This window comes from Acinetobacter sp. S-1 (assembly GCF_059579785.1).
On the sequence record NZ_JCAOGE010000002.1, the window covers coordinates 55995 to 77338 of the forward strand.

The window sequence follows — 21344 nt, forward strand, 5'->3', positions numbered from 1 at the left end:
TGGAGCAAATAATGGCAGCTACTAACTCTTCCAAATTTTATAAAGAAAAAGGTTTAGTTCGAACATCCATCACTTTGCGTCCAGAGACAATCCAGACCTTAGAAAATATGGCAAAACAGCATAAACTCACTCAAGGCGAGATTGTTGACGCTTTTGCACGTTTGCTTGAAAGTGGCAATCTGTCTGATCAGCTTTTCGGTGTGCATATTGAAGCCATTCGCGAAGAAAAGATTGCTGAAAAAGAGCGTAGGAAGGAATTGAAGAAAAAAGCGCTAGAGTTAATTAAATCTGGCCAAGTGCAGTAAGAAATGCCTCAAGTGATATATGGGGCATTAATTTATTCGGAATATCATAGGTAATTAAAAAGCTTAGCTCAATAAATTGTAGCCCAAATATTTTTTCAGCTTGTTCAATACGCGACAAAATATCTTTACTTGATCGGGAGTTAAATTAAGTTTGCCCAAAAGTAATCTAAAATTTCTACTATCGAGCTGGTTTGAAGCCCAAAGCAATGTAGCGGCTTTATTTTCGCCGAATTCGTAAAGACGATCTATTTTTTCGTTAATATAAGAATTATCTAAACCCTGTTCTTCCAGAATTTCGATAATGTGGTAAGCAACATAATTTAAATCATCCTTTGAAGCCATCTTTTCCCTCTTTACTTGGTCAAATAGCTTAAAGCTAATAAGAACTAACGAAATCGTTGAACTTAATAATTTCCTTATAAACGTTTCTCTTGCAACTGGCCATCGGGTCATAAGGCTTGGTCATATTCGGATTATTGCATGACATGTTGGCCACGATCGCATAGGTTCCCTTCCCATAAGGCTCCTTAGAAACCTTTACGATGATCTCGCCAGTGAACTCGCGCGGAGCGTATGTTTCGATTAATACGTTATTTGAACTTCTGATCTTGTAATCAGCGTATTTACTCACCCACAAATGAGCAGCTTCCATTTTCTTGTCACATTCTTCTTTGCTTGAGCACGTTGGTCGGGTCTTTGCAATCGCAGCCAGATATTCGTCCTTATTCATCTTTTTCATGATTGCCAGCTTTTGCCCAACATAAACAGTTGGTGGATCAGGGAGATCATTGTCTTCTGCCAGCTTTGCCCACGTGGTCCCGTTACGCTTGGCTATATCATTTAATGATTCGCTCGGTTTCACGGTGTACTCGGCGAACAGGCCCTCCCCTTCTGCCATTGCATTTGAACAAACTAAAATCAAAGTAGCCAAAAAAAATCTTTTCATATTGATCCTTAAATATTATTAGAAAGTCGTCCTGAAAAGAATAATGGACATGGCGTACTGGGACAAGGATAAGTGTATGGATTTAAGCGGCGCAAGGGTAAAGTATTTGTTATATAGGCCTGGTGGTGAAAGGGTGTTTGGAAAATGGTCGCGATTGACACAGGCTATGCACCCGACACATTCGCGTTTTTTCTAGGACTTCGATATTAATATATAAAGAAATATAGTAATCGCTTACTATATTTCTTTATCTTTGCATGTTCACTTATTACGCTTGTTATCTTGTCTCATAATTAAGACAGCGATTAATAGTTTATGTTCGTTGCTAATCATGTTCTTACTCTCTATTAGAGTGATATTAGTAAGTGCTTACTAATATCACTGATTACTAAATTATGCGTTTGCTTGTTTTTCGCTTAACTCTTTCTTAATGTCATGCTGTACGCGCTCTAATTCTTGTTGTGTATTCTCTTTCATTTGCAAGAATGACAATACAGCTTCAATAAACTGAGAATTTTCATTAAACGTTATTTCACTGTCTTTTACAGACTTCACAACGTTACAGATATTAAGCGCTCTCAGTGTCATACGTGAGCTAGACGCTTGTGATGATGCTGTGCTGTGCGCTGATAAGTAATACTGTCTTACTTTCTTTTCATGCGACTGTGCGCGTATTTCAGTTGTGCAGCATAAACGACATTCATTAACAGTAAGTGAACCGTACTGCAATAAGTTTAGCAAGATTGACATTGTGTAACCGTCTAGCTTGCGTCTGTCGTTTTCAGCGATAGCTGTAATCGCTTGAAAGATTTTTCTAATGACTTTCACTTGTACAAAGTCAATGTGTGATTTATCAGTGTGAGCGATGATTGTTGCTAGATCTGATAAATCAAACTTAGCTTTTTGAAGCGTGTCTATTTTATTAAGCATAGAGCGTGAGCATGCTTCTCTTAAGTCACTGAATAACGTGCTTGATATTTTTTGTTCTGTCTCAAGCTTGTTATTCATACGGTTTATGATCGCGTTTGCTATATCAAGCTGTACTGCTACTGCTTTGCTAGTAACTTTTTGCTGTCTTGCATACGCTTTTATTGTCTCTTGATCTATAACTATTGCATTACGTGCTTCATGAGCTGAAAAATTAACGTCTGCAAAGATGTTTAGAGTTTCTGTGTTTTTAACTTGTGCATTCATGATTTTTGACCTTTTGTTAACAAGCTTTATTGCTTGATTAAATATTAGTGCAAATAAAAATTTAGTGCAAGTTTTTATTGATTGAAAGTTATTTAGTGCAAATAAAATTTAATCGAAATTTTCATTAATAAAAAACTTGCACTAATAAATAAACTCCGCTATTCGCGTGCGTGCGCGTTTCATCTATATGCTTTATACAGACATTCTCTAGGCATGCATTGGGTTGTTTGCTGGCGGTTTTTCTTGAGGTTCGGGCACGCACCCGCTTGTTTAAGCGCCCTAGGTCTGCCTTGGTTGTTAAAGATAAGGATGTGGCATTCCAAGGAGCTGCTAGGTGCTCTTTGGTTATATAAATGCGTGGCGCTTGGTTATAAAAATAGGATGTCGGCCAAAGTTTTGATTTTTTTGGTGGGCTGTTTTGGAATATTAGGATGAGCCTATGCCCATCCTACCGCTTCATTAAGATTTGAGTCATAGGCATGACCAGTCTCAATATCTATAAACATGAGATTGGTACGCTCGAAATCTTCCCGCTCATCTTCATAGACGGTTTTCTCATCATAATTTACCGCAGCATCATAAATATCACCGACCGCTACACCAATGGCATCAATGATGCTTTGATCTATGGATGAAAGGTCGGCATCCGTTTCAATCCCATATTCGCTGCCGATATCATCACTGAGTTTATAGCGGGTAAATTTCGGTTCTACCTGTTTGCCCTGCAATAATGAAAGAATCACGACAAAACCGTTGTCTAGCCCAATCTTTTGCGCTTGGTTCGCTGATATAAAGCCCCATTGAGCTAATTTACCTTTACTTGCAAGGCGACGAATTTTAAGCATTTTCCGCTTAACCAGCATAATTACTCCTTGTTTATTTAGTTGAAGAAAATATTAGCAAGAAGAAATAGGTGTAACAAAATTTAGTTAATGTAAGTTTGCATTTCACTAATTCATGTATTTAGGTGGGGAAATTTAATTTTCAATATGCGCGCCGCGAATTTTTGAAGATCCAGCATAAAAAAAGCCCGACCTAGAGGGACGTCGGGCAAAGGAGGTTTTCAGACGCAGAGTTGTTGTAAGTTATGTTAATTCGATAGATTTGGAATTCTAAGGAAATGTTTTTAATTTTTCAAATTCCATATTCTATATTTTGGTATGCCCTTTTCTTACAGCGGAAACCACTAACGTTAAGGAACGCCCCCCCAAACCCCCCCATAGAATTTTGCCTCATAAATCTTGGAGAGAGTTTGGGGAGACGTAACCTAACCTAGCCAATTTCCACCACAAGAAAAGGAACTTTTCTTTACAGTGCAAACCACTGACACGGTATAAGCCACGACCCCCATCAAGCAAATCGCGTCGGGGAGAAAATCTCAACCCGAAACCCATTTGTCAGAAGTATAGTAAGCGCTCACTAGATTGTAAACCCCCTAGGCATGCCTGATTTATCCATTTTATGCCTTGGTATGCCGTGGTACAGCTTCAAAAAGCCAACTTTACGCTGGCAATGGAATAACTTTAAATTTTCGAACACCAATACCGCTAATTTCAATCATTAGCGCGTAATTCAGGATGAATAAATAACATGATTACTTATCCTCTTTCCAAAGACTGTTGTGATTCACATGTCTGCCCAAATCAATCAGCTTTTGCATATCCTCTATAGATAGACCGTGATAACGTGCAAATGCCTCAACGCTTAAAAAGTCGTTGTAATACTGAATATAGAGGTCGTTAAGGCGTGTAGTGATTGCATTAACCATCTCGCTCATTAGCTCGTTTTGTTTTATAGGCATGACTGTAAAACTCTATGTGTACTTAGATGCATAACAGTGTATAGAGATAGAGCAGGAAACAAAGCTAGAGAACTAAAAATCCATTTATATGGCTATGTAGATAGATTTCTATATTTCTACATAAGTGCCTAGGCATACCTATTGGTTGATGGCGATGTGTGGCGATTGGTGCATTGCCTCATCCCTAGATAGAGAGGTGCAGGTATAATAGAGGTATGGGCTGATCTGGAAGTGGAGCTGACCGGCTTACCTATGTGCGCCGTGGTGTGCTTGGTTATAAAAATAAGAATGTCGCCCGAAGTTTTGATTTTTATATTTCCTGTAGGTCAAAGGAATGGCTAGGTAGACGATTGATTGAAACACACAATTCTTTGGCTCACTCCGTTCGCCTTTGTTTTATCGTCTTATCTCTCTACTAAGTGCTTAATATCCTCTATCTCTCTCCTTATACCTGTTTATCTATCTACATATCTATATAGATAAATATTGAGCTATTTTCCCTATACCTGTTCTATCTCTATCTACGCTTACCTATGCCTATCCGTATAGTCCTATTGTTATCTATCTATATAGATTTCTACATTACTACACAGTTTTACTTGTTCTTTATCTCTATATGATTGGCTTTGTGTATTGCTAGTTTTCTACATTTCTATATAGATAGATTGCTTGTATATCTACTCGATATTTCTATCTATCTAGGTTTCTACATTTCTATAAGTATTGGTGCATAAGTGTTTGCCTATATTGATGTTTATTTCTATCACTTCTTATACGTTTGAGGATTTTCTTTAGCCGCGTATCTCTATCTCTACGTTTACCGAGACTTGGGTGTACTTGGGTATTCCGAGAGTTTTCGAATATATAAATATACTTTCTTAGAACATTCTTATATTTCTTATTCTCGGAAATGTAGGCGCGGTTCACTTGGGTTTTTAGAGATTCTTCTCATGTATCTTTCAAACCGGCATAAAAGCTATCATATTTCTTCACCGTTTCGCGTATTTCGCATTTTTCATCTTAAGATGACTCTCTTTATCTCTTTTGCTTAAAAATGCTTAAAACGCTCTAAAAACGCGAAATAGAGTAGAGTTATAAAAACGATTAATTCACACCAAAATCAGCTTTAATTGCCTGAAGGAAAATGCCTAGGATAAAATCTATAAAAATGCCTTAAAAATCAAATAACTAAGTTGTAGTTTTTATTATTTTATATACCACTATTCAAATTATCGCGGATTAGCCTGATTTTTAACATTTTTTGCCTGTTTTTAAGCTGTTTTGGGTTACTATAATGGGCATGTGTCATTAGGGAGTGTCTATTACATGCTTGCTGTAATTATTGTTTTAGGTGCTTTGCTGTTTGTGTCACTCATGTCAAAATTTACGGCGTTGCAGAATGAAAGAAATAAGGCTGCTAGATTACGCCAGCTTTCCGCGAAGGCATCTGAGGCACGAGCAAACTTGGCTATGCACCAAATGAGACTTACTACAATGTCTCCAGAGGACGCCTTTATTTCTATCTTAACCGATGAAGAAGGAGAAAAATATTTAAGCCTTACCACTACGCTTGAGCGACTAGAATTTAAAGTAAATCGGGCTGATGAGGATATTAAGAAGATGGTGAAAAATGTTCAAAATCTCGTTAGTTCCCTTGCATAAAATTATAACTACGTCTTTTTTTGATTTATCGCTACTAATCACATTGAACATATGAGGTGACTTATGTTGATCTTGATTGGTATGGCACTTGTAGCGTTATCGGTCTACCGTGGTATAAGTTTAGGCAGAGATTTAGAAGGCTCGTCGGTAACCCAACTATCCAATAGCATGTATATTCAGGAAATGGTAATCACGCAAATTAAGCAGGCTTGGTATTGTATTGTCGGTTTTACCGGAGCAACCATGATTGCAATGGGGGTATGGCATACCTGGCTATCTTAAGTGAGTTTTTGGCTCCTAACAGGAGCCAGTATCATGATATATAAGATTCAGGTTTTTAATGTTTCGTTATAGAGTGCGCTCAAACATTTGATATTTAACCTGAAAAGATGACGCTTAAAGATCACATTAAACAACTTGTCGGCGAAGAAGAATTTAATAACGTCCTATCGGAGGTAAAAGAAAACATTTCGGTAGAAACAAAGAACTTTAGAAACACTAAGTACATTTCAAATGGCTGCTTGATTATCGGGTTCCTTTGTTTGTTTTTCCCGCCATTTTGGATAGGGGTAGCAATTTTTCTTGTCATTGGTATGGCTACTCATATGATAAAAGCTGGTGTTCAAAAGAAGTTGGAAATATTCAACGAGGTATGGTTTGTCTTAACTGAAGAACTTGAGAATTCCGATGAAAATCTTGATCGATACAAATATTTGATTGAACAGTTGTAACTTGAACCTATCAATAGATAGGTTAATATGGGCTTAGTTAAGCTGGGAATAGTTACATTGTGATTGATCAAGATACTCCTCGCATGACGCCGGAAGAATTAAGACAGGCGGGTGAAATACTCTACGGCACGCATTGGCAAAGCGAATTGGCTCGTGCTATCGGCGTGGATCCACGCCGAGTTAGACAATGGATAACGAGAGAGCGACTAATTCCCGTGGGCATAAGAAATGAGATTATTTTGCTTCTTAAAGAGAAAAGTATAAAATCTGTGGAATACGCCGATTACTTGGATCAGCAATTTTAGAAAGGGCTATTAAGCCATCCAAACAAAAAAGGCTCGCTTATTGCGAGCCTTTCTTTTCTTCATTGTATTGATCGCCTTGTTTTCTATAGGCATCAATTTTCTTTCGAATTTGCTTCATGGCAGCATCATTGAATTTTACTCTTGGATCTTGTTCACCAAATAAATCATCATGAATAGCCATAAAGCGAATACTTGCCACTTTCATTTCGTGACCATCGGGATGTACTTGGTCGGTATCTTCAAAAGTTATAACAAGTAAAGGATCGTACTCGCCTTTAACAACGCGGGCATGATACATATTTAGATAGTATGGAACGGAATTTCGTACAGAAGCCATACTTTTGGCTCTGCCGTAGCGTCTATCGCTATCTTCTATGTATATATCGATGTAACCTTGCTCTCGCCAAAGCTCGATTAGGTTAAAGATGTCTTCTTCGTAATCCTCAATGTCTTCAATAGTGAAGCCTATATGTTGACTGATTACGAAGAATAGGTCGTGCAATTCTGCGTGGGTGATGTATTTTCTTTCGAGTTGTTGATCAGGTTGTGGCATCCCGTTTCATGCGTTCCTTGGCCGCTTCAAAGGCTCTGCGCAAGTTGCGTCTCGTTTCCTCAGAAGAGTTGCCAGTGATTTTTGTGCCACCGAAGCTATTACCCATCTGCACAAGTTCAACAATTGCAGGGTTTACGTTTTGGTTGGTCATCTTGTTCATAACTTTTTTCTCCAGTTGGAGATTCTCGTTAAGAGATGACAGTACATATAATAACTGTCATTTCGCTTTATTGCTTTAATAAGCTGCTTAAATAGTCGGCAGTTTGTAAACTAAATAGGCTACAACCTATTTGATTTACATATGCATAATCGCATCAGATAAATAAAATTTTATCGACCTCTTATAGAATTCTATAAACGATCAATAATATTTCTTAGTTTGCATCGATTATTTTATGCTTTTACGCATAATTTGCAATAGAGAATATTTCAAAATGAAACTATCCCTTTCTAAAATAGAAACTGTAAATCTATGTAGTAATGTAGATATATAGAAATCTACAAATATTATAAGCCTTTATTTTTTATGATTTAATTGTGAAATTTTCTACAAAGGCTTCAAAGCAATCATGATTAATCACTTGTTTTTGATGATTAAAGACAAATTCATATTTTTGATCGTTCTTTTCAAATTTTGCAAAACCACTACTTAACTTCACATGAATCGAATCATGGACGCCCTTTTTATCCTTTGTGTGCGTAACTTTTACTTCATTCTTTTCATAAGCCAGCGCATCAAAGAATTTTGCCATCGGTGTTCTGTCGGCGTATGACATTTCGGTACCTGAGTACAAGAGGAGCATATAAGGAGATTGGCTGCGTAGACTGGGTTCGAACCAGTGACCAACGGATTAACAGTCCGCTGCTCTACCTACTGAGCTACTACGCAATATAGTTAGGTAATTATATTGTTTTATAAGTAACTTTCAATATTGTTATGTAGTAATATAGGAATATAGAAATGTAGATAACTAGATAGATATAAAGCTTGTAATATGGGAGTATAATTATATTGAAGAGGGCGTTTGGCAGATGCCATTGCAAGTAATGCAAGCAATTTAGCACTCGATGGGCTTTGTTGCACAAACCTATCTGTAAAGGCTTTTTCAGCGATATAATTTTCAAATGAAGAAGCCTACACACAAAATCTACCGCACAACCAACTGGTCTTCCTATAATCGCGCTCTCATTAATCGGGGCAACATTTCCATTTGGTTTGATCCAAACACTCAGTGGTATGCACAACCACAAAACAAGCAAGGTCGAAATCAAACTTACGCCGATACGGCTATTCAATGCTGTTTAATGATTAAATCCTTATTCCGTCTATCTTTACGTATAGTCACTGGCTTTGTGCAAAGTCTGATTAAACTTTGCGGATTAAATTGGACCGCACCAGATTACACCACGCTTTGTAGAAGACAAAAGCATATTGATATTGTAATCAACTACCAAAAAAGTAGCGATGGGCTGCATCTACTCATGGACTCTACAGGCATGAAGTTTCTAGGTGAGGGCGAATGGAAGCGCAAGAAACATGGACCTGAATATCGTCGCCAATGGCGTAAACTTCATATTGGTATAGATGCTAAAACCCTACAAATACGAGCAGTTCAGCTTACAACCAATAATGTCAGTGATTCACAGGTGCTTGGTGATTTACTTGATCAGATTCCATTGGATGAGCAAATAGACTCTGTTTATACCGATGGAGCTTATGACACAAAAAGATGCCGTCAAGTCATTGCAGATCGACAAGCGCATGCAGTGATTCCTCCTAGAAAAAATGCAAGACCTTGAAAAGATACAAAATCACATTCTCAGGAGCGAAATGAATTACTTCGAACAGTTAAACGTTTAGGCAGAACACTATGGAAAAAATGGTCAGGCTATCATCGGCGAAGTTTGGTGGAAACCAAGATGCATTGCATCAAATTATTAGGGGATAAATTAACAGCAAGGAGTTTGCCTAGTCAGGTGAATGAGATTCATGTACGCATAGCAGTCTTGAATAAATTCACAGAGCTAGGTCGCCCTCATACCCAAGTTGCCACTTAAATTTGGATCACTTAGGGGCAGCTGTGCATTTCAAGCCTTTGTGCAACAAAGCCGGGTCAAAGTGTGATTTACTTCTCACAAGAAAATTGTTATTTTACTCGATAATAAATTACATTTTTTTACTTGGTAAACCGACTTGTATACATAAAGGCTGCAAGTTCTAACTTCTTTTCTGCATTTGGAAATTATTATGAATAAGGTTTATAAGGTTGTATGGAATGCCTCTTTAGGCGTATGGGTGGCGGTTTCTGAAATTGCCAAAGGGAAAACAAAAAATAGTGGAAGTGTTGGGCAAACTCTTTCTTTAGAACAAAAAGAACCACAGAGTTTTGGTAATCTTTTTTTTAATTACAAAGCTTTAACTCTTGCTATTTTCGCAGCATTTACTGCTGATTTTGCCCATGCAGGTTATGAAGCTGGAGGGGGTACTACTCGGACCAACTGTACGAGAACTTCAAATGGGACTGGAAGTGAAACTGCCGCAATTGCCATTGCAAATGAAAATAGTACAGCTTGCGCATCTGCAGTTGAAGCAATAGCAATTGGTGCAAATTTAGCAGCTCAGGGGGCACAATCTACTGTCATTGGTAATGATATTATTTCATCAACATCGGCTGAGCAGTCAGTAATTATTGGATCAAATTACAACTCAAATCCAGTGACGTCTAATGGTAAAGGTGGTGTAGCTATAGGTAGTGGTTTATCTACTACACACAGCAGCCCAATAGCTGATGGTCAGGGATCACTAGCTTTAGGTTCGAGTGGTGATGGCACTACAATTAATGGGACCACTTATAACCAGCAAGGCCCTGATGCTAAGGCTGCTTATAGCGCGGCTCTTATGGCAGGATCACAAGTAGCTACTGGCGCTGACAAATCTATTGCATTTGGTGTGGATGCAAAAGTCTCTGCAAATATAAAAGATGCTATTGCATTAGGTACTGGGGCGGTTGCTAGTGTTAACAATTCTGTTGCATTAGGTGGAGGCTCAACTACGACTGCGCCTACTGGTACAGGTTACATTACCAACACTACAGCTCCTACCTCCGTTGTTTCAGTTGGTTCATCTACAAATCTTAGACGTATTCAAAATGTTGCTGATGGTGCTGCTGACCAAGATGCGGTTACAGTGGCTCAACTTAAAGATGTAAACAATCGTGCGGTTGGGAACACTACAGCTTTAGGAGGCGGAGCAGCCTATGATCCATCAACAAATGTATATACTGCACCAACTTTTACAACTACAAAAACAGATGGAACAACAGTAAACTCGAATACTGTGTCAGGTGCTTTAACTAATCTAAATAATGAAGTTATTAAGCCAATTACTTTTAGTGGGAATACAGGTAGTTCTGCTAACAAGCTTGGTTCAACATTAAATATTACTGGAACAGGCTCAACAGCTGGAACTTATTCTGGAAATAATTTAAAAACGTCAGTAAGTGGAAATACTGTTAGTATTCAAATGGCTGATGCACCTGTATTTACAGGCACTGTCACAGCAGGAAATCTTGCAACTGGTGGCACATTGAGTGTTACGGGAGTAAGTAATCTAAATGGTGGTGCAAATTTAAATAATCAAAAGATTACAAATGTTGCAGCAGGTACAGCATCAGGTGATGCGGTTAACTTTGGTCAGTTAACTACCACGAATAACAATGTAACGACTGCACAAACTACAGCGAATTCAGCACTAGCAGAAGCACAAAAAGGCATTAATTTTGGTGATGGTAGTACCTCAAATAACTATGCGTTGGGAGAAACTATCAATGTTAAAGGTGATAGTAATATCAACAGTGTTACTACTGCAGATGGTGTGCAATTAAGTTTAGCATCGGATATTAGTGTCGACAGCGTGACCGCAGGTAACAGCAAATTAAACAACAGTGGCTTAACCATCACAGGTGGACCAAGCATCACCACAGCGGGCATTGATGCTGCGAACACCAACATCAGCAATGTTGCAGATGCGACCACAGCAGACCAAGCGGTGAACAAAGGCCAATTGGATGCAGCGACCGCCGCAGCGGATAACAAGACTGATGCATTGGGCAACAGCACAGCCAACAACTTAGGTGGTGGTGCAACCTATGACAGCACGACAGGTGCAGTGACAGCACCGACCTATACCGTGAATGGCACAGACGTGAACAACGTAGGTGCTGCGATCAGTGAATTAGACAAAGGTTGGAACTTAGCCAGCAATGGTGCCAATGCAGGTGCGATCAAAGCGGGAGATACGGTCGATATCGGCACAGCAGCAGGCGAAACGAACTTACAAGTTGCGAAGAGTGGCAACACCATTCAATACAGCCTAAGCCGTGACCTTGACCTAGATAGCGTGACCGCAGGTAACAGCAAATTAAACAACAGTGGCTTAACCATCACAGGTGGACCAAGCATCACCACAGCGGGCATTGATGCTGCGAACACCAACATCAGCAATGTTGCAGATGCGACCACAGCAGACCAAGCGGTGAACAAAGGCCAATTGGATGCAGCGACCGCCGCAGCGGATAACAAGACTGATGCATTGGGCAACAGCACAGCCAACAACTTAGGTGGTGGTGCAACCTATGACAGTACGACAGGTGCAGTGACAGCACCGACCTATACCGTGAATGGCACAGACGTGAACAACGTAGGTGCTGCGATCAGTGAATTAGACAAAGGTTGGAACTTAGCCAGCAATGGTGCCAATGCAGGTGCGATCAAAGCGGGAGATACGGTCGATATCGGCACAGCAGCAGGCGAAACGAACTTACAAGTTGCGAAGAGTGGCAACACCATTCAATACAGCCTAAGCCGTGACCTTGACCTAGATAGCGTGACCGCAGGTAACAGCAAATTAAACAACAGTGGCTTAACCATCACAGGTGGACCAAGCATCACCACAGCGGGCATTGATGCTGCGAACACCAACATCAGCAATGTTGCAGATGCGACCACAGCAGACCAAGCGGTGAACAAAGGCCAATTGGATGCAGCGACCGCCGCAGCGGATAACAAGACTGATGCATTGGGCAACAGCACAGCCAACAACTTAGGTGGTGGTGCAACCTATGACAGCACGACAGGTGCAGTGACAGCACCGACCTATACCGTGAATGGCACAGACGTGAACAACGTAGGTGCTGCGATCAGTGAATTAGACAAAGGTTGGAACTTAGCCAGCAATGGTGCCAATGCAGGTGCGATCAAAGCGGGAGATACGGTCGATATCGGCACAGCAGCAGGCGAAACGAACTTACAAGTTGCGAAGAGTGGCAACACCATTCAATACAGCCTAAGCCGTGACCTTGACCTAGATAGCGTGACCGCAGGTAACAGCAAATTAAACAACAGTGGCTTAACCATCACAGGTGGACCAAGCATCACCACAGCGGGCATTGATGCTGCGAACACCAACATCAGCAATGTTGCAGATGCGACCACAGCAGACCAAGCGGTGAACAAAGGCCAATTGGATGCAGCGACCGCCGCAGCGGATAACAAGACTGATGCATTGGGCAACAGCACAGCCAACAACTTAGGTGGTGGTGCAACCTATGACAGTACGACAGGTGCAGTGACAGCACCGACCTATACCGTGAATGGCACAGACGTGAACAACGTAGGTGCTGCGATCAGTGAATTAGACAAAGGTTGGAACTTAGCCAGCAATGGTGCCAATGCAGGTGCGATCAAAGCGGGAGATACGGTCGATATCGGCACAGCAGCAGGCGAAACGAACTTACAAGTTGCGAAGAGTGGCAACACCATTCAATACAGCCTAAGCCGTGACCTTGACCTAGATAGCGTGACCGCAGGTAACAGCAAATTAAACAACAGTGGCTTAACCATCACAGGTGGACCAAGCATCACCACAGCGGGCATTGATGCTGCGAACACCAACATCAGCAATGTTGCAGATGCGACCACAGCAGACCAAGCGGTGAACAAAGGCCAATTGGATGCAGCGACCGCCGCAGCGGATAACAAGACTGATGCATTGGGCAACAGCACAGCCAACAACTTAGGTGGTGGTGCAACCTATGACAGCACGACAGGTGCAGTGACAGCACCGACCTATACCGTGAATGGCACAGACGTGAACAACGTAGGTGCTGCGATCAGTGAATTAGACAAAGGTTGGAACTTAGCCAGCAATGGTGCCAATGCAGGTGCGATCAAAGCGGGAGATACGGTCGATATCGGCACAGCAGCAGGCGAAACGAACTTACAAGTTGCGAAGAGTGGCAACACCATTCAATACAGCCTAAGCCGTGACCTTGACCTAGATAGCGTGACCGCAGGTAACAGCAAATTAAACAACAGTGGCTTAACCATCACAGGTGGACCAAGCATCACCACAGCGGGCATTGATGCTGCGAACACCAACATCAGCAATGTTGCAGATGCGACCACAGCAGACCAAGCGGTGAACAAAGGCCAATTGGATGCAGCGACCGCCGCAGCGGATAACAAGACTGATGCATTGGGCAACAGCACAGCCAACAACTTAGGTGGTGGTGCAACCTATGACAGCACGACAGGTGCAGTGACAGCACCGACCTATACCGTGAATGGCACAGACGTGAACAACGTAGGTGCTGCGATCAGTGAATTAGACAAAGGTTGGAACTTAGCCAGCAATGGTGCCAATGCAGGTGCGATCAAAGCGGGAGATACGGTCGATATCGGCACAGCAGCAGGCGAAACGAACTTACAAGTTGCGAAGAGTGGCAACACCATTCAATACAGCCTAAGCCGTGACCTTGACCTAGATAGCGTGACCGCAGGTAACAGCAAATTAAACAACAGTGGCTTAACCATCACAGGTGGACCAAGCATCACCACAGCGGGCATTGATGCTGCGAACACCAACATCAGCAATGTTGCAGATGCGACCACAGCAGACCAAGCGGTGAACAAAGGCCAATTGGATGCAGCGACCGCCGCAGCGGATAACAAGACTGATGCATTGGGCAACAGCACAGCCAACAACTTAGGTGGTGGTGCAACCTATGACAGCACGACAGGTGCAGTGACAGCACCGACCTATACCGTGAATGGCACAGACGTGAACAACGTAGGTGCTGCGATCAGTGAATTAGACAAAGGTTGGAACTTAGCCAGCAATGGTGCCAATGCAGGTGCGATCAAAGCGGGAGATACGGTCGATATCGGCACAGCAGCAGGCGAAACGAACTTACAAGTTGCGAAGAGTGGCAACACCATTCAATACAGCCTAAGCCGTGACCTTGACCTAGATAGCGTGACCGCAGGTAACAGCAAATTAAACAACAGTGGCTTAACCATCACAGGTGGACCAAGCATCACCACAGCGGGCATTGATGCTGCGAACACCAACATCAGCAATGTTGCAGATGCGACCACAGCAGACCAAGCGGTGAACAAAGGCCAATTGGATGCAGCGACCGCCGCAGCGGATAACAAGACTGATGCATTGGGCAACAGCACAGCCAACAACTTAGGTGGTGGTGCAACCTATGACAGTACGACAGGTGCAGTGACAGCACCGACCTATACCGTGAATGGCACAGACGTGAACAACGTAGGTGCTGCGATCAGTGAATTAGACAAAGGTTGGAACTTAGCCAGCAATGGTGCCAATGCAGGTGCGATCAAAGCGGGAGATACGGTCGATATCGGCACAGCAGCAGGCGAAACGAACTTACAAGTTGCGAAGAGTGGCAACACCATTCAATACAGCCTAAGCCGTGACCTTGACCTAGATAGCGTGACCGCAGGTAACAGCAAATTAAACAACAGTGGCTTAACCATCACAGGTGGACCAAGCATCACCACAGCGGGCATTGATGCTGCGAACACCAACATCAGCAATGTTGCAGATGCGACCACAGCAGACCAAGCGGTGAACAAAGGCCAATTGGATGCAGCGACCGCCGCAGCGGATAACAAGACTGATGCATTGGGCAACAGCACAGCCAACAACTTAGGTGGTGGTGCAACCTATGACAGCACGACAGGTGCAGTGACAGCACCGACCTATACCGTGAATGGCACAGACGTGAACAACGTAGGTGCTGCGATCAGTGAATTAGACAAAGGTTGGAACTTAGCCAGCAATGGTGCCAATGCAGGTGCGATCAAAGCGGGAGATACGGTCGATATCGGCACAGCAGCAGGCGAAACGAACTTACAAGTTGCGAAGAGTGGCAACACCATTCAATACAGCCTAAGCCGTGACCTTGACCTAGATAGCGTGACCGCAGGTAACAGCAAATTAAACAACAGTGGCTTAACCATCACAGGTGGACCAAGCATCACCACAGCGGGCATTGATGCTGCGAACACCAACATCAGCAATGTTGCAGATGCGACCACAGCAGACCAAGCGGTGAACAAAGGCCAATTGGATGCAGCGACCGCCGCAGCGGATAACAAGACTGATGCATTGGGCAACAGCACAGCCAACAACTTAGGTGGTGGTGCAACCTATGACAGCACGACAGGTGCAGTGACAGCACCGACCTATACCGTGAATGGCACAGACGTGAACAACGTAGGTGCTGCGATCAGTGAATTAGACAAAGGTTGGAACTTAGCCAGCAATGGTGCCAATGCAGGTGCGATCAAAGCGGGAGATACGGTCGATATCGGCACAGCAGCAGGCGAAACGAACTTACAAGTTGCGAAGAGTGGCAACACCATTCAATACAGCCTAAGCCGTGACCTTGACCTAGATAGCGTGACCGCAGGTAACAGCAAATTAAACAACAGTGGCTTAACCATCACAGGTGGACCAAGCATCACCACAGCGGGCATTGATGCTGCGAACACCAACATCAGCAATGTTGCAGATGCGACCACAGCAGACCAAGCGGTGAACAAAGGCCAATTGGATGCAGCGACCGCCGCAGCGGATAACAAGACTGATGCATTGGGCAACAGCACAGCCAACAACTTAGGTGGTGGTGCAACCTATGACAGTACGACAGGTGCAGTGACAGCACCGACCTATACCGTGAATGGCACAGACGTGAACAACGTAGGTGCTGCGATCAGTGAATTAGACAAAGGTTGGAACTTAGCCAGCAATGGTGCCAATGCAGGTGCGATCAAAGCGGGAGATACGGTCGATATCGGCACAGCAGCAGGCGAAACGAACTTACAAGTTGCGAAGAGTGGCAACACCATTCAATACAGCCTAAGCCGTGACCTTGACCTAGATAGCGTGACCGCAGGTAACAGCAAATTAAACAACAGTGGCTTAACCATCACAGGTGGACCAAGCATCACCACAGCGGGCATTGATGCTGCGAACACCAACATCAGCAATGTTGCAGATGCGACCACAGCAGACCAAGCGGTGAACAAAGGCCAATTGGATGCAGCGACCGCCGCAGCGGATAACAAGACTGATGCATTGGGCAACAGCACAGCCAACAACTTAGGTGGTGGTGCAACCTATGACAGCACGACAGGTGCAGTGACAGCACCGACCTATACCGTGAATGGCACAGACGTGAACAACGTAGGTGCTGCGATCAGTGAATTAGACAAAGGTTGGAACTTAGCCAGCAATGGTGCCAATGCAGGTGCGATCAAAGCGGGAGATACGGTCGATATCGGCACAGCAGCAGGCGAAACGAACTTACAAGTTGCGAAGAGTGGCAACACCATTCAATACAGCCTAAGCCGTGACCTTGACCTAGATAGCGTGACCGCAGGTAACAGCAAATTAAACAACAGTGGCTTAACCATCACAGGTGGACCAAGCATCACCACAGCGGGCATTGATGCTGCGAACACCAACATCAGCAATGTTGCAGATGCGACCACAGCAGACCAAGCGGTGAACAAAGGCCAATTGGATGCAGCGACCGCCGCAGCGGATAACAAGACTGATGCATTGGGCAACAGCACAGCCAACAACTTAGGTGGTGGTGCAACCTATGACAGTACGACAGGTGCAGTGACAGCACCGACCTATACCGTGAATGGCACAGACGTGAACAACGTAGGTGCTGCGATCAGTGAATTAGACAAAGGTTGGAACTTAGCCAGCAATGGTGCCAATGCAGGTGCGATCAAAGCGGGAGATACGGTCGATATCGGCACAGCAGCAGGCGAAACGAACTTACAAGTTGCGAAGAGTGGCAACACCATTCAATACAGCCTAAGCCGTGACCTTGACCTAGATAGCGTGACCGCAGGTAACAGCAAATTAAACAACAGTGGCTTAACCATCACAGGTGGACCAAGCATCACCACAGCGGGCATTGATGCTGCGAACACCAACATCAGCAATGTTGCAGATGCGACCACAGCAGACCAAGCGGTGAACAAAGGCCAATTGGATGCAGCGACCGCCGCAGCGGATAACAAGACTGATGCATTGGGCAACAGCACAGCCAACAACTTAGGTGGTGGTGCAACCTATGACAGCACGACAGGTGCAGTGACAGCACCGACCTATACCGTGAATGGCACAGACGTGAACAACGTAGGTGCTGCGATCAGTGAATTAGACAAAGGTTGGAACTTAGCCAGCAATGGTGCCAATGCAGGTGCGATCAAAGCGGGAGATACGGTCGATATCGGCACAGCAGCAGGCGAAACGAACTTACAAGTTGCGAAGAGTGGCAACACCATTCAATACAGCCTAAGCCGTGACCTTGACCTAGATAGCGTGACCGCAGGTAACAGCAAATTAAACAACAGTGGCTTAACCATCACAGGTGGACCAAGCATCACCACAGCGGGCATTGATGCTGCGAACACCAACATCAGCAATGTTGCAGATGCGACCACAGCAGACCAAGCGGTGAACAAAGGCCAATTGGATGCAGCGACCGCCGCAGCGGATAACAAGACTGATGCATTGGGCAACAGCACAGCCAACAACTTAGGTGGTGGTGCAACCTATGACAGCACGACAGGTGCAGTGACAGCACCGACCTATACCGTGAATGGCACAGACGTGAACAACGTAGGTGCTGCGATCAGTGAATTAGACAAAGGTTGGAACTTAGCCAGCAATGGTGCCAATGCAGGTGCGATCAAAGCGGGAGATACGGTCGATATCGGCACAGCAGCAGGCGAAACGAACTTACAAGTTGCGAAGAGTGGCAACACCATTCAATACAGCCTAAGCCGTGACCTTGACCTAGATAGCGTGACCGCAGGTAACAGCAAATTAAACAACAGTGGCTTAACCATCACAGGTGGACCAAGCATCACCACAGCGGGCATTGATGCTGCGAACACCAACATCAGCAATGTTGCAGATGCGACCACAGCAGACCAAGCGGTGAACAAAGGCCAATTGGATGCAGCGACCGCCGCAGCGGATAACAAGACTGATGCATTGGGCAACAGCACAGCCAACAACTTAGGTGGTGGTGCAACCTATGACAGTACGACAGGTGCAGTGACAGCACCGACCTATACCGTGAATGGCACAGACGTGAACAACGTAGGTGCTGCGATCAGTGAATTAGACAAAGGTTGGAACTTAGCCAGCAATGGTGCCAATGCAGGTGCGATCAAAGCGGGAGATACGGTCGATATCGGCACAGCAGCAGGCGAAACGAACTTACAAGTTGCGAAGAGTGGCAACACCATTCAATACAGCCTAAGCCGTGACCTTGACCTAGATAGCGTGACCGCAGGTAACAGCAAATTAAACAACAGTGGCTTAACCATCACAGGTGGACCAAGCATCACCACAGCGGGCATTGATGCTGCGAACACCAACATCAGCAATGTTGCAGATGCGACCACAGCAGACCAAGCGGTGAACAAAGGCCAATTGGATGCAGCGACCGCCGCAGCGGATAACAAGACTGATGCATTGGGCAACAGCACAGCCAACAACTTAGGTGGTGGTGCAACCTATGACAGTACGACAGGTGCAGTGACAGCACCGACCTATACCGTGAATGGCACAGACGTGAACAACGTAGGTGCTGCGATCAGTGAATTAGACAAAGGTTGGAACTTAGCCAGCAATGGTGCCAATGCAGGTGCGATCAAAGCGGGAGATACGGTCGATATCGGCACAGCAGCAGGCGAAACGAACTTACAAGTTGCGAAGAGTGGCAACACCATTCAATACAGCCTAAGCCGTGACCTTGACCTAGATAGCGTGACCGCAGGTAACAGCAAATTAAACAACAGTGGCTTAACCATCACAGGTGGACCAAGCATCACCACAGCGGGCATTGATGCTGCAGGCAACACAATCAGTAACGTAGCAGCAGGCACCAATGCTACTGATGCAGTAAACAAAGGCCAGCTTGATCATGTAGATAATCGTGTAACACAGGTTACAAATACAACTGCAAGTATCTTTGGTGGTGGTGCTAAAGCTAATACAGATGGTTCAATTTCTAACCCGACTTATAATGTTGCAGGTACAAGTGCAAACAATGTTGGTGATGCTTTAACAGCACTTGATAAAGCAGTTACTGATGCAGGTACGGCAGCGAATGCAGGCTGGACAGTTTCAGCCAATGGTGATGCTGCGACTGCTAAAAATATCAAACCAAATGGTAAAGTGAATTTTACTGGCGATGACAACTTAACTGTTGCTCAAAGCAGCGAAACTGATAATGAAGGTAATATCAAGGTCGCGCTGAACAAAAACTTGAAGGTTGATAGTGTTACGACTGGTAATACCGTTATCGATACGACTGGAGTAAAAGTTGGTAATAACGTCCATTTAGGATCAACAGGCTTAATCATTGCTGGCGGTCCGAGTATCACTACTTCTGGAATTAGTGCTGGTAATAAAACGATAAGTAATGTAGCCGCAGGTGTTTCTTCTACAGATGCGGTAAACAAAGGACAACTGGATAGCGCAATAAGTAGCATAAACAATAATGTTGGTGCTCTTGCTAATAGTGCTGTGCAGTACGATAAAAATAGTGATGGATCAGTTAACAAAGACTCTATTACTTTAGCTGGCGGTGCTAATGGTACAACCATTAAAAATGTAGCAAATGGTACTGTAGCAGAAGGTTCTAAAGATGCTGTTAATGGAGGCCAGTTATGGACTGTTCAACAACAGGTCAATAAAAATACGGGCGATATTTCGAATCTTCAGACTGACATTAGCAATATTAACAATGGTAAATCAGGTTTAGTTCAGCAAGCTGATAAAGATGCAGCGATTACTGTTGGTAAAGATACTGGTGGTACTCAGGTTAATGTTGCTGGAACAGCAGGTGAGCGTACTGTGACTGGTGTTAAAGCGGGAGCAGTTACAGAGTCCTCAAAAGATGCAGTAAATGGTTCTCAACTTAATACAACAAATCAAGCACTTGTAAACTACTTAGGTGGTGGAGCAGGTTATGACAATATTACCCAAAGCTTCTCAAATCCAACATATAACGTAGGTGATCAGTCTTACCACAATGTTGGTGATGCGATAGGTGCATTGAATCAAGCTGACCAAACATTAAATACCAAAATTGATAATGTAAGTAATAAGCTTGAACAAGCATTCTATGCAACAAACCAACGTATTGATGATGTTGAGAAAAGAGCGAATGCTGGTATTGCTGCCGCGATGGCTTTAGAAAATGCGCCATTTGTTGCGGGTAAATACACCTATGCTGTTGGGGCTGCTTATCATGGTGGTGAAAATGCTGTCGGTGTGACCTTACGTAAAACAGCGGACAATGGTCGCTGGTCACTGACTGGTGGTGTAGCTGCAGCTTCTCAAGGTGATCCAAGTGTTCGTATCGGTATTAGTGGTGTAATTGACTAATTCACTAGACGAAGAAGATGAGAATCGCTCATCTTCTTCATTTTTC

The 21344-nt window shown here is 43.7% G+C and carries 14 protein-coding genes, 1 tRNA gene and 1 pseudogene; 7 read left to right on the plus strand and 9 right to left on the minus strand.

The annotated features are described in order from the left end of the window. Positions 1–11: 11 nt before the first annotated feature. On the plus strand, positions 12–305 hold the full coding sequence (locus tag AC52J8_RS18660; RefSeq protein ID WP_000741665.1) for a hypothetical protein: 294 nt from the start codon (positions 12–14) through the stop codon (positions 303–305). A gap of 63 nt (positions 306–368) precedes the next feature. Here AC52J8_RS18660 and AC52J8_RS18665 read toward each other — a convergent pair whose 3' ends face one another. The 5 genes from AC52J8_RS18665 to AC52J8_RS18685 form a co-directional block, all read right to left on the minus strand. After that, the gene (locus AC52J8_RS18665) at positions 369–647 is read right to left on the minus strand and encodes a hypothetical protein (protein WP_000146944.1); all 279 of its coding nucleotides are present in this window, start codon (positions 645–647) and stop codon (positions 369–371) included. A gap of 34 nt (positions 648–681) precedes the next feature. After that, on the minus strand, positions 682–1251 hold the full coding sequence (locus AC52J8_RS18670) for a LysM peptidoglycan-binding domain-containing protein (RefSeq protein WP_000819254.1): 570 nt from the start codon (positions 1249–1251) through the stop codon (positions 682–684). A 393-nt stretch (positions 1252–1644) separates the two neighbouring features. After that, positions 1645–2445, minus strand: coding sequence for a hypothetical protein (locus tag AC52J8_RS18675; protein ID WP_114259646.1), 801 nt, complete (start codon positions 2443–2445; stop codon positions 1645–1647). A gap of 437 nt (positions 2446–2882) precedes the next feature. Further along, positions 2883–3308, minus strand: a complete 426-nt coding sequence (locus AC52J8_RS18680) for a hypothetical protein (protein ID WP_000960558.1) — start codon at positions 3306–3308, stop codon at positions 2883–2885. A 731-nt stretch (positions 3309–4039) separates the two neighbouring features. Then, the gene (locus AC52J8_RS18685) at positions 4040–4222 is read right to left on the minus strand and encodes a hypothetical protein (protein ID WP_223233739.1); all 183 of its coding nucleotides are present in this window, start codon (positions 4220–4222) and stop codon (positions 4040–4042) included. Between the two features lie 1350 nt (positions 4223–5572). Between AC52J8_RS18685 and AC52J8_RS18690 the strand changes: the two genes are divergently transcribed. From AC52J8_RS18690 to AC52J8_RS18705, 4 genes are all read left to right on the plus strand, one after another. Beyond that, complete coding sequence (locus AC52J8_RS18690) at positions 5573–5908, plus strand: hypothetical protein (protein WP_130119938.1); 336 nt, start codon at positions 5573–5575, stop codon at positions 5906–5908. A 63-nt stretch (positions 5909–5971) separates the two neighbouring features. Further along, a complete protein-coding gene (locus AC52J8_RS18695) occupies positions 5972–6190 on the plus strand; it encodes a hypothetical protein (RefSeq protein WP_000906142.1) in 219 nt (72 codons plus the stop codon). Between the two features lie 107 nt (positions 6191–6297). After that, positions 6298–6639 (plus strand): hypothetical protein, encoded by a 342-nt coding sequence (locus AC52J8_RS18700; RefSeq protein WP_000172715.1) that lies wholly within the window; start codon positions 6298–6300, stop codon positions 6637–6639. A gap of 56 nt (positions 6640–6695) precedes the next feature. Continuing rightward, the gene (locus AC52J8_RS18705; RefSeq protein WP_130119939.1) at positions 6696–6944 is read left to right on the plus strand and encodes a helix-turn-helix domain-containing protein; all 249 of its coding nucleotides are present in this window, start codon (positions 6696–6698) and stop codon (positions 6942–6944) included. Positions 6945–6981: 37 nt separating this feature from the next. Here the strand turns inward: AC52J8_RS18705 and AC52J8_RS18710 are convergent, their stop codons facing one another. The 4 genes from AC52J8_RS18710 to AC52J8_RS18725 all read right to left on the minus strand — a co-directional run bounded on the left by AC52J8_RS18710 (position 6982) and on the right by AC52J8_RS18725 (position 8386). Continuing rightward, on the minus strand, positions 6982–7497 hold the full coding sequence (locus AC52J8_RS18710) for a hypothetical protein (RefSeq protein WP_032035758.1): 516 nt from the start codon (positions 7495–7497) through the stop codon (positions 6982–6984). Beyond that, the gene (locus AC52J8_RS18715; RefSeq protein WP_002009082.1) at positions 7484–7657 is read right to left on the minus strand and encodes a hypothetical protein; all 174 of its coding nucleotides are present in this window, start codon (positions 7655–7657) and stop codon (positions 7484–7486) included. The genes AC52J8_RS18710 and AC52J8_RS18715 overlap by 14 nt, the downstream gene beginning before the upstream one ends. Positions 7658–8021: 364 nt before the next feature. Further along, the gene (locus tag AC52J8_RS18720; RefSeq protein WP_223235331.1) at positions 8022–8249 is read right to left on the minus strand and encodes a hypothetical protein; all 228 of its coding nucleotides are present in this window, start codon (positions 8247–8249) and stop codon (positions 8022–8024) included. A gap of 61 nt (positions 8250–8310) precedes the next feature. Next, a tRNA-Asn gene (locus tag AC52J8_RS18725) sits at positions 8311–8386 on the minus strand. 236 nt (positions 8387–8622) lie between these two features. Here AC52J8_RS18725 and AC52J8_RS18730 point away from each other — a divergent pair. Together AC52J8_RS18730 and AC52J8_RS18735 are read left to right on the plus strand one after the other, a co-directional pair. Continuing rightward, positions 8623–9555, plus strand: a pseudogene (locus AC52J8_RS18730) (IS5 family transposase). Positions 9556–9745: 190 nt separating this feature from the next. Continuing rightward, on the plus strand, positions 9746–21298 hold the full coding sequence (locus AC52J8_RS18735; protein ID WP_496538919.1) for an ESPR-type extended signal peptide-containing protein: 11553 nt from the start codon (positions 9746–9748) through the stop codon (positions 21296–21298). The last annotated feature ends 46 nt before the right edge of the window (positions 21299–21344 follow it).

What these genes read in the sequence shown, in the direction of transcription:
- AC52J8_RS18660 (WP_000741665.1), top strand. Translation starts at nt 12, where the DNA reads ATGGCAGCTACTAACTCTTCCAAATTTTATAAAGAAAAAGGTTTAGTT.
- AC52J8_RS18665 (WP_000146944.1), bottom strand. Translation starts at nt 647, where the DNA reads ATGGCTTCAAAGGATGATTTAAATTATGTTGCTTACCACATTATCGAA.
- AC52J8_RS18670 (WP_000819254.1), bottom strand. Translation starts at nt 1,251, where the DNA reads ATGAAAAGATTTTTTTTGGCTACTTTGATTTTAGTTTGTTCAAATGCA.
- AC52J8_RS18675 (WP_114259646.1), bottom strand. Translation starts at nt 2,445, where the DNA reads ATGAATGCACAAGTTAAAAACACAGAAACTCTAAACATCTTTGCAGAC.
- AC52J8_RS18680 (WP_000960558.1), bottom strand. Translation starts at nt 3,308, where the DNA reads ATGCTGGTTAAGCGGAAAATGCTTAAAATTCGTCGCCTTGCAAGTAAA.
- AC52J8_RS18685 (WP_223233739.1), bottom strand. Translation starts at nt 4,222, where the DNA reads ATGAGCGAGATGGTTAATGCAATCACTACACGCCTTAACGACCTCTAT.
- AC52J8_RS18690 (WP_130119938.1), top strand. Translation starts at nt 5,573, where the DNA reads ATGCTTGCTGTAATTATTGTTTTAGGTGCTTTGCTGTTTGTGTCACTC.
- AC52J8_RS18695 (WP_000906142.1), top strand. Translation starts at nt 5,972, where the DNA reads ATGTTGATCTTGATTGGTATGGCACTTGTAGCGTTATCGGTCTACCGT.
- AC52J8_RS18700 (WP_000172715.1), top strand. Translation starts at nt 6,298, where the DNA reads ATGACGCTTAAAGATCACATTAAACAACTTGTCGGCGAAGAAGAATTT.
- AC52J8_RS18710 (WP_032035758.1), bottom strand. Translation starts at nt 7,497, where the DNA reads ATGCCACAACCTGATCAACAACTCGAAAGAAAATACATCACCCACGCA.
- AC52J8_RS18715 (WP_002009082.1), bottom strand. Translation starts at nt 7,657, where the DNA reads ATGAACAAGATGACCAACCAAAACGTAAACCCTGCAATTGTTGAACTT.
- AC52J8_RS18720 (WP_223235331.1), bottom strand. Translation starts at nt 8,249, where the DNA reads ATGGCAAAATTCTTTGATGCGCTGGCTTATGAAAAGAATGAAGTAAAA.
- AC52J8_RS18735 (WP_496538919.1), top strand. Translation starts at nt 9,746, where the DNA reads ATGAATAAGGTTTATAAGGTTGTATGGAATGCCTCTTTAGGCGTATGG.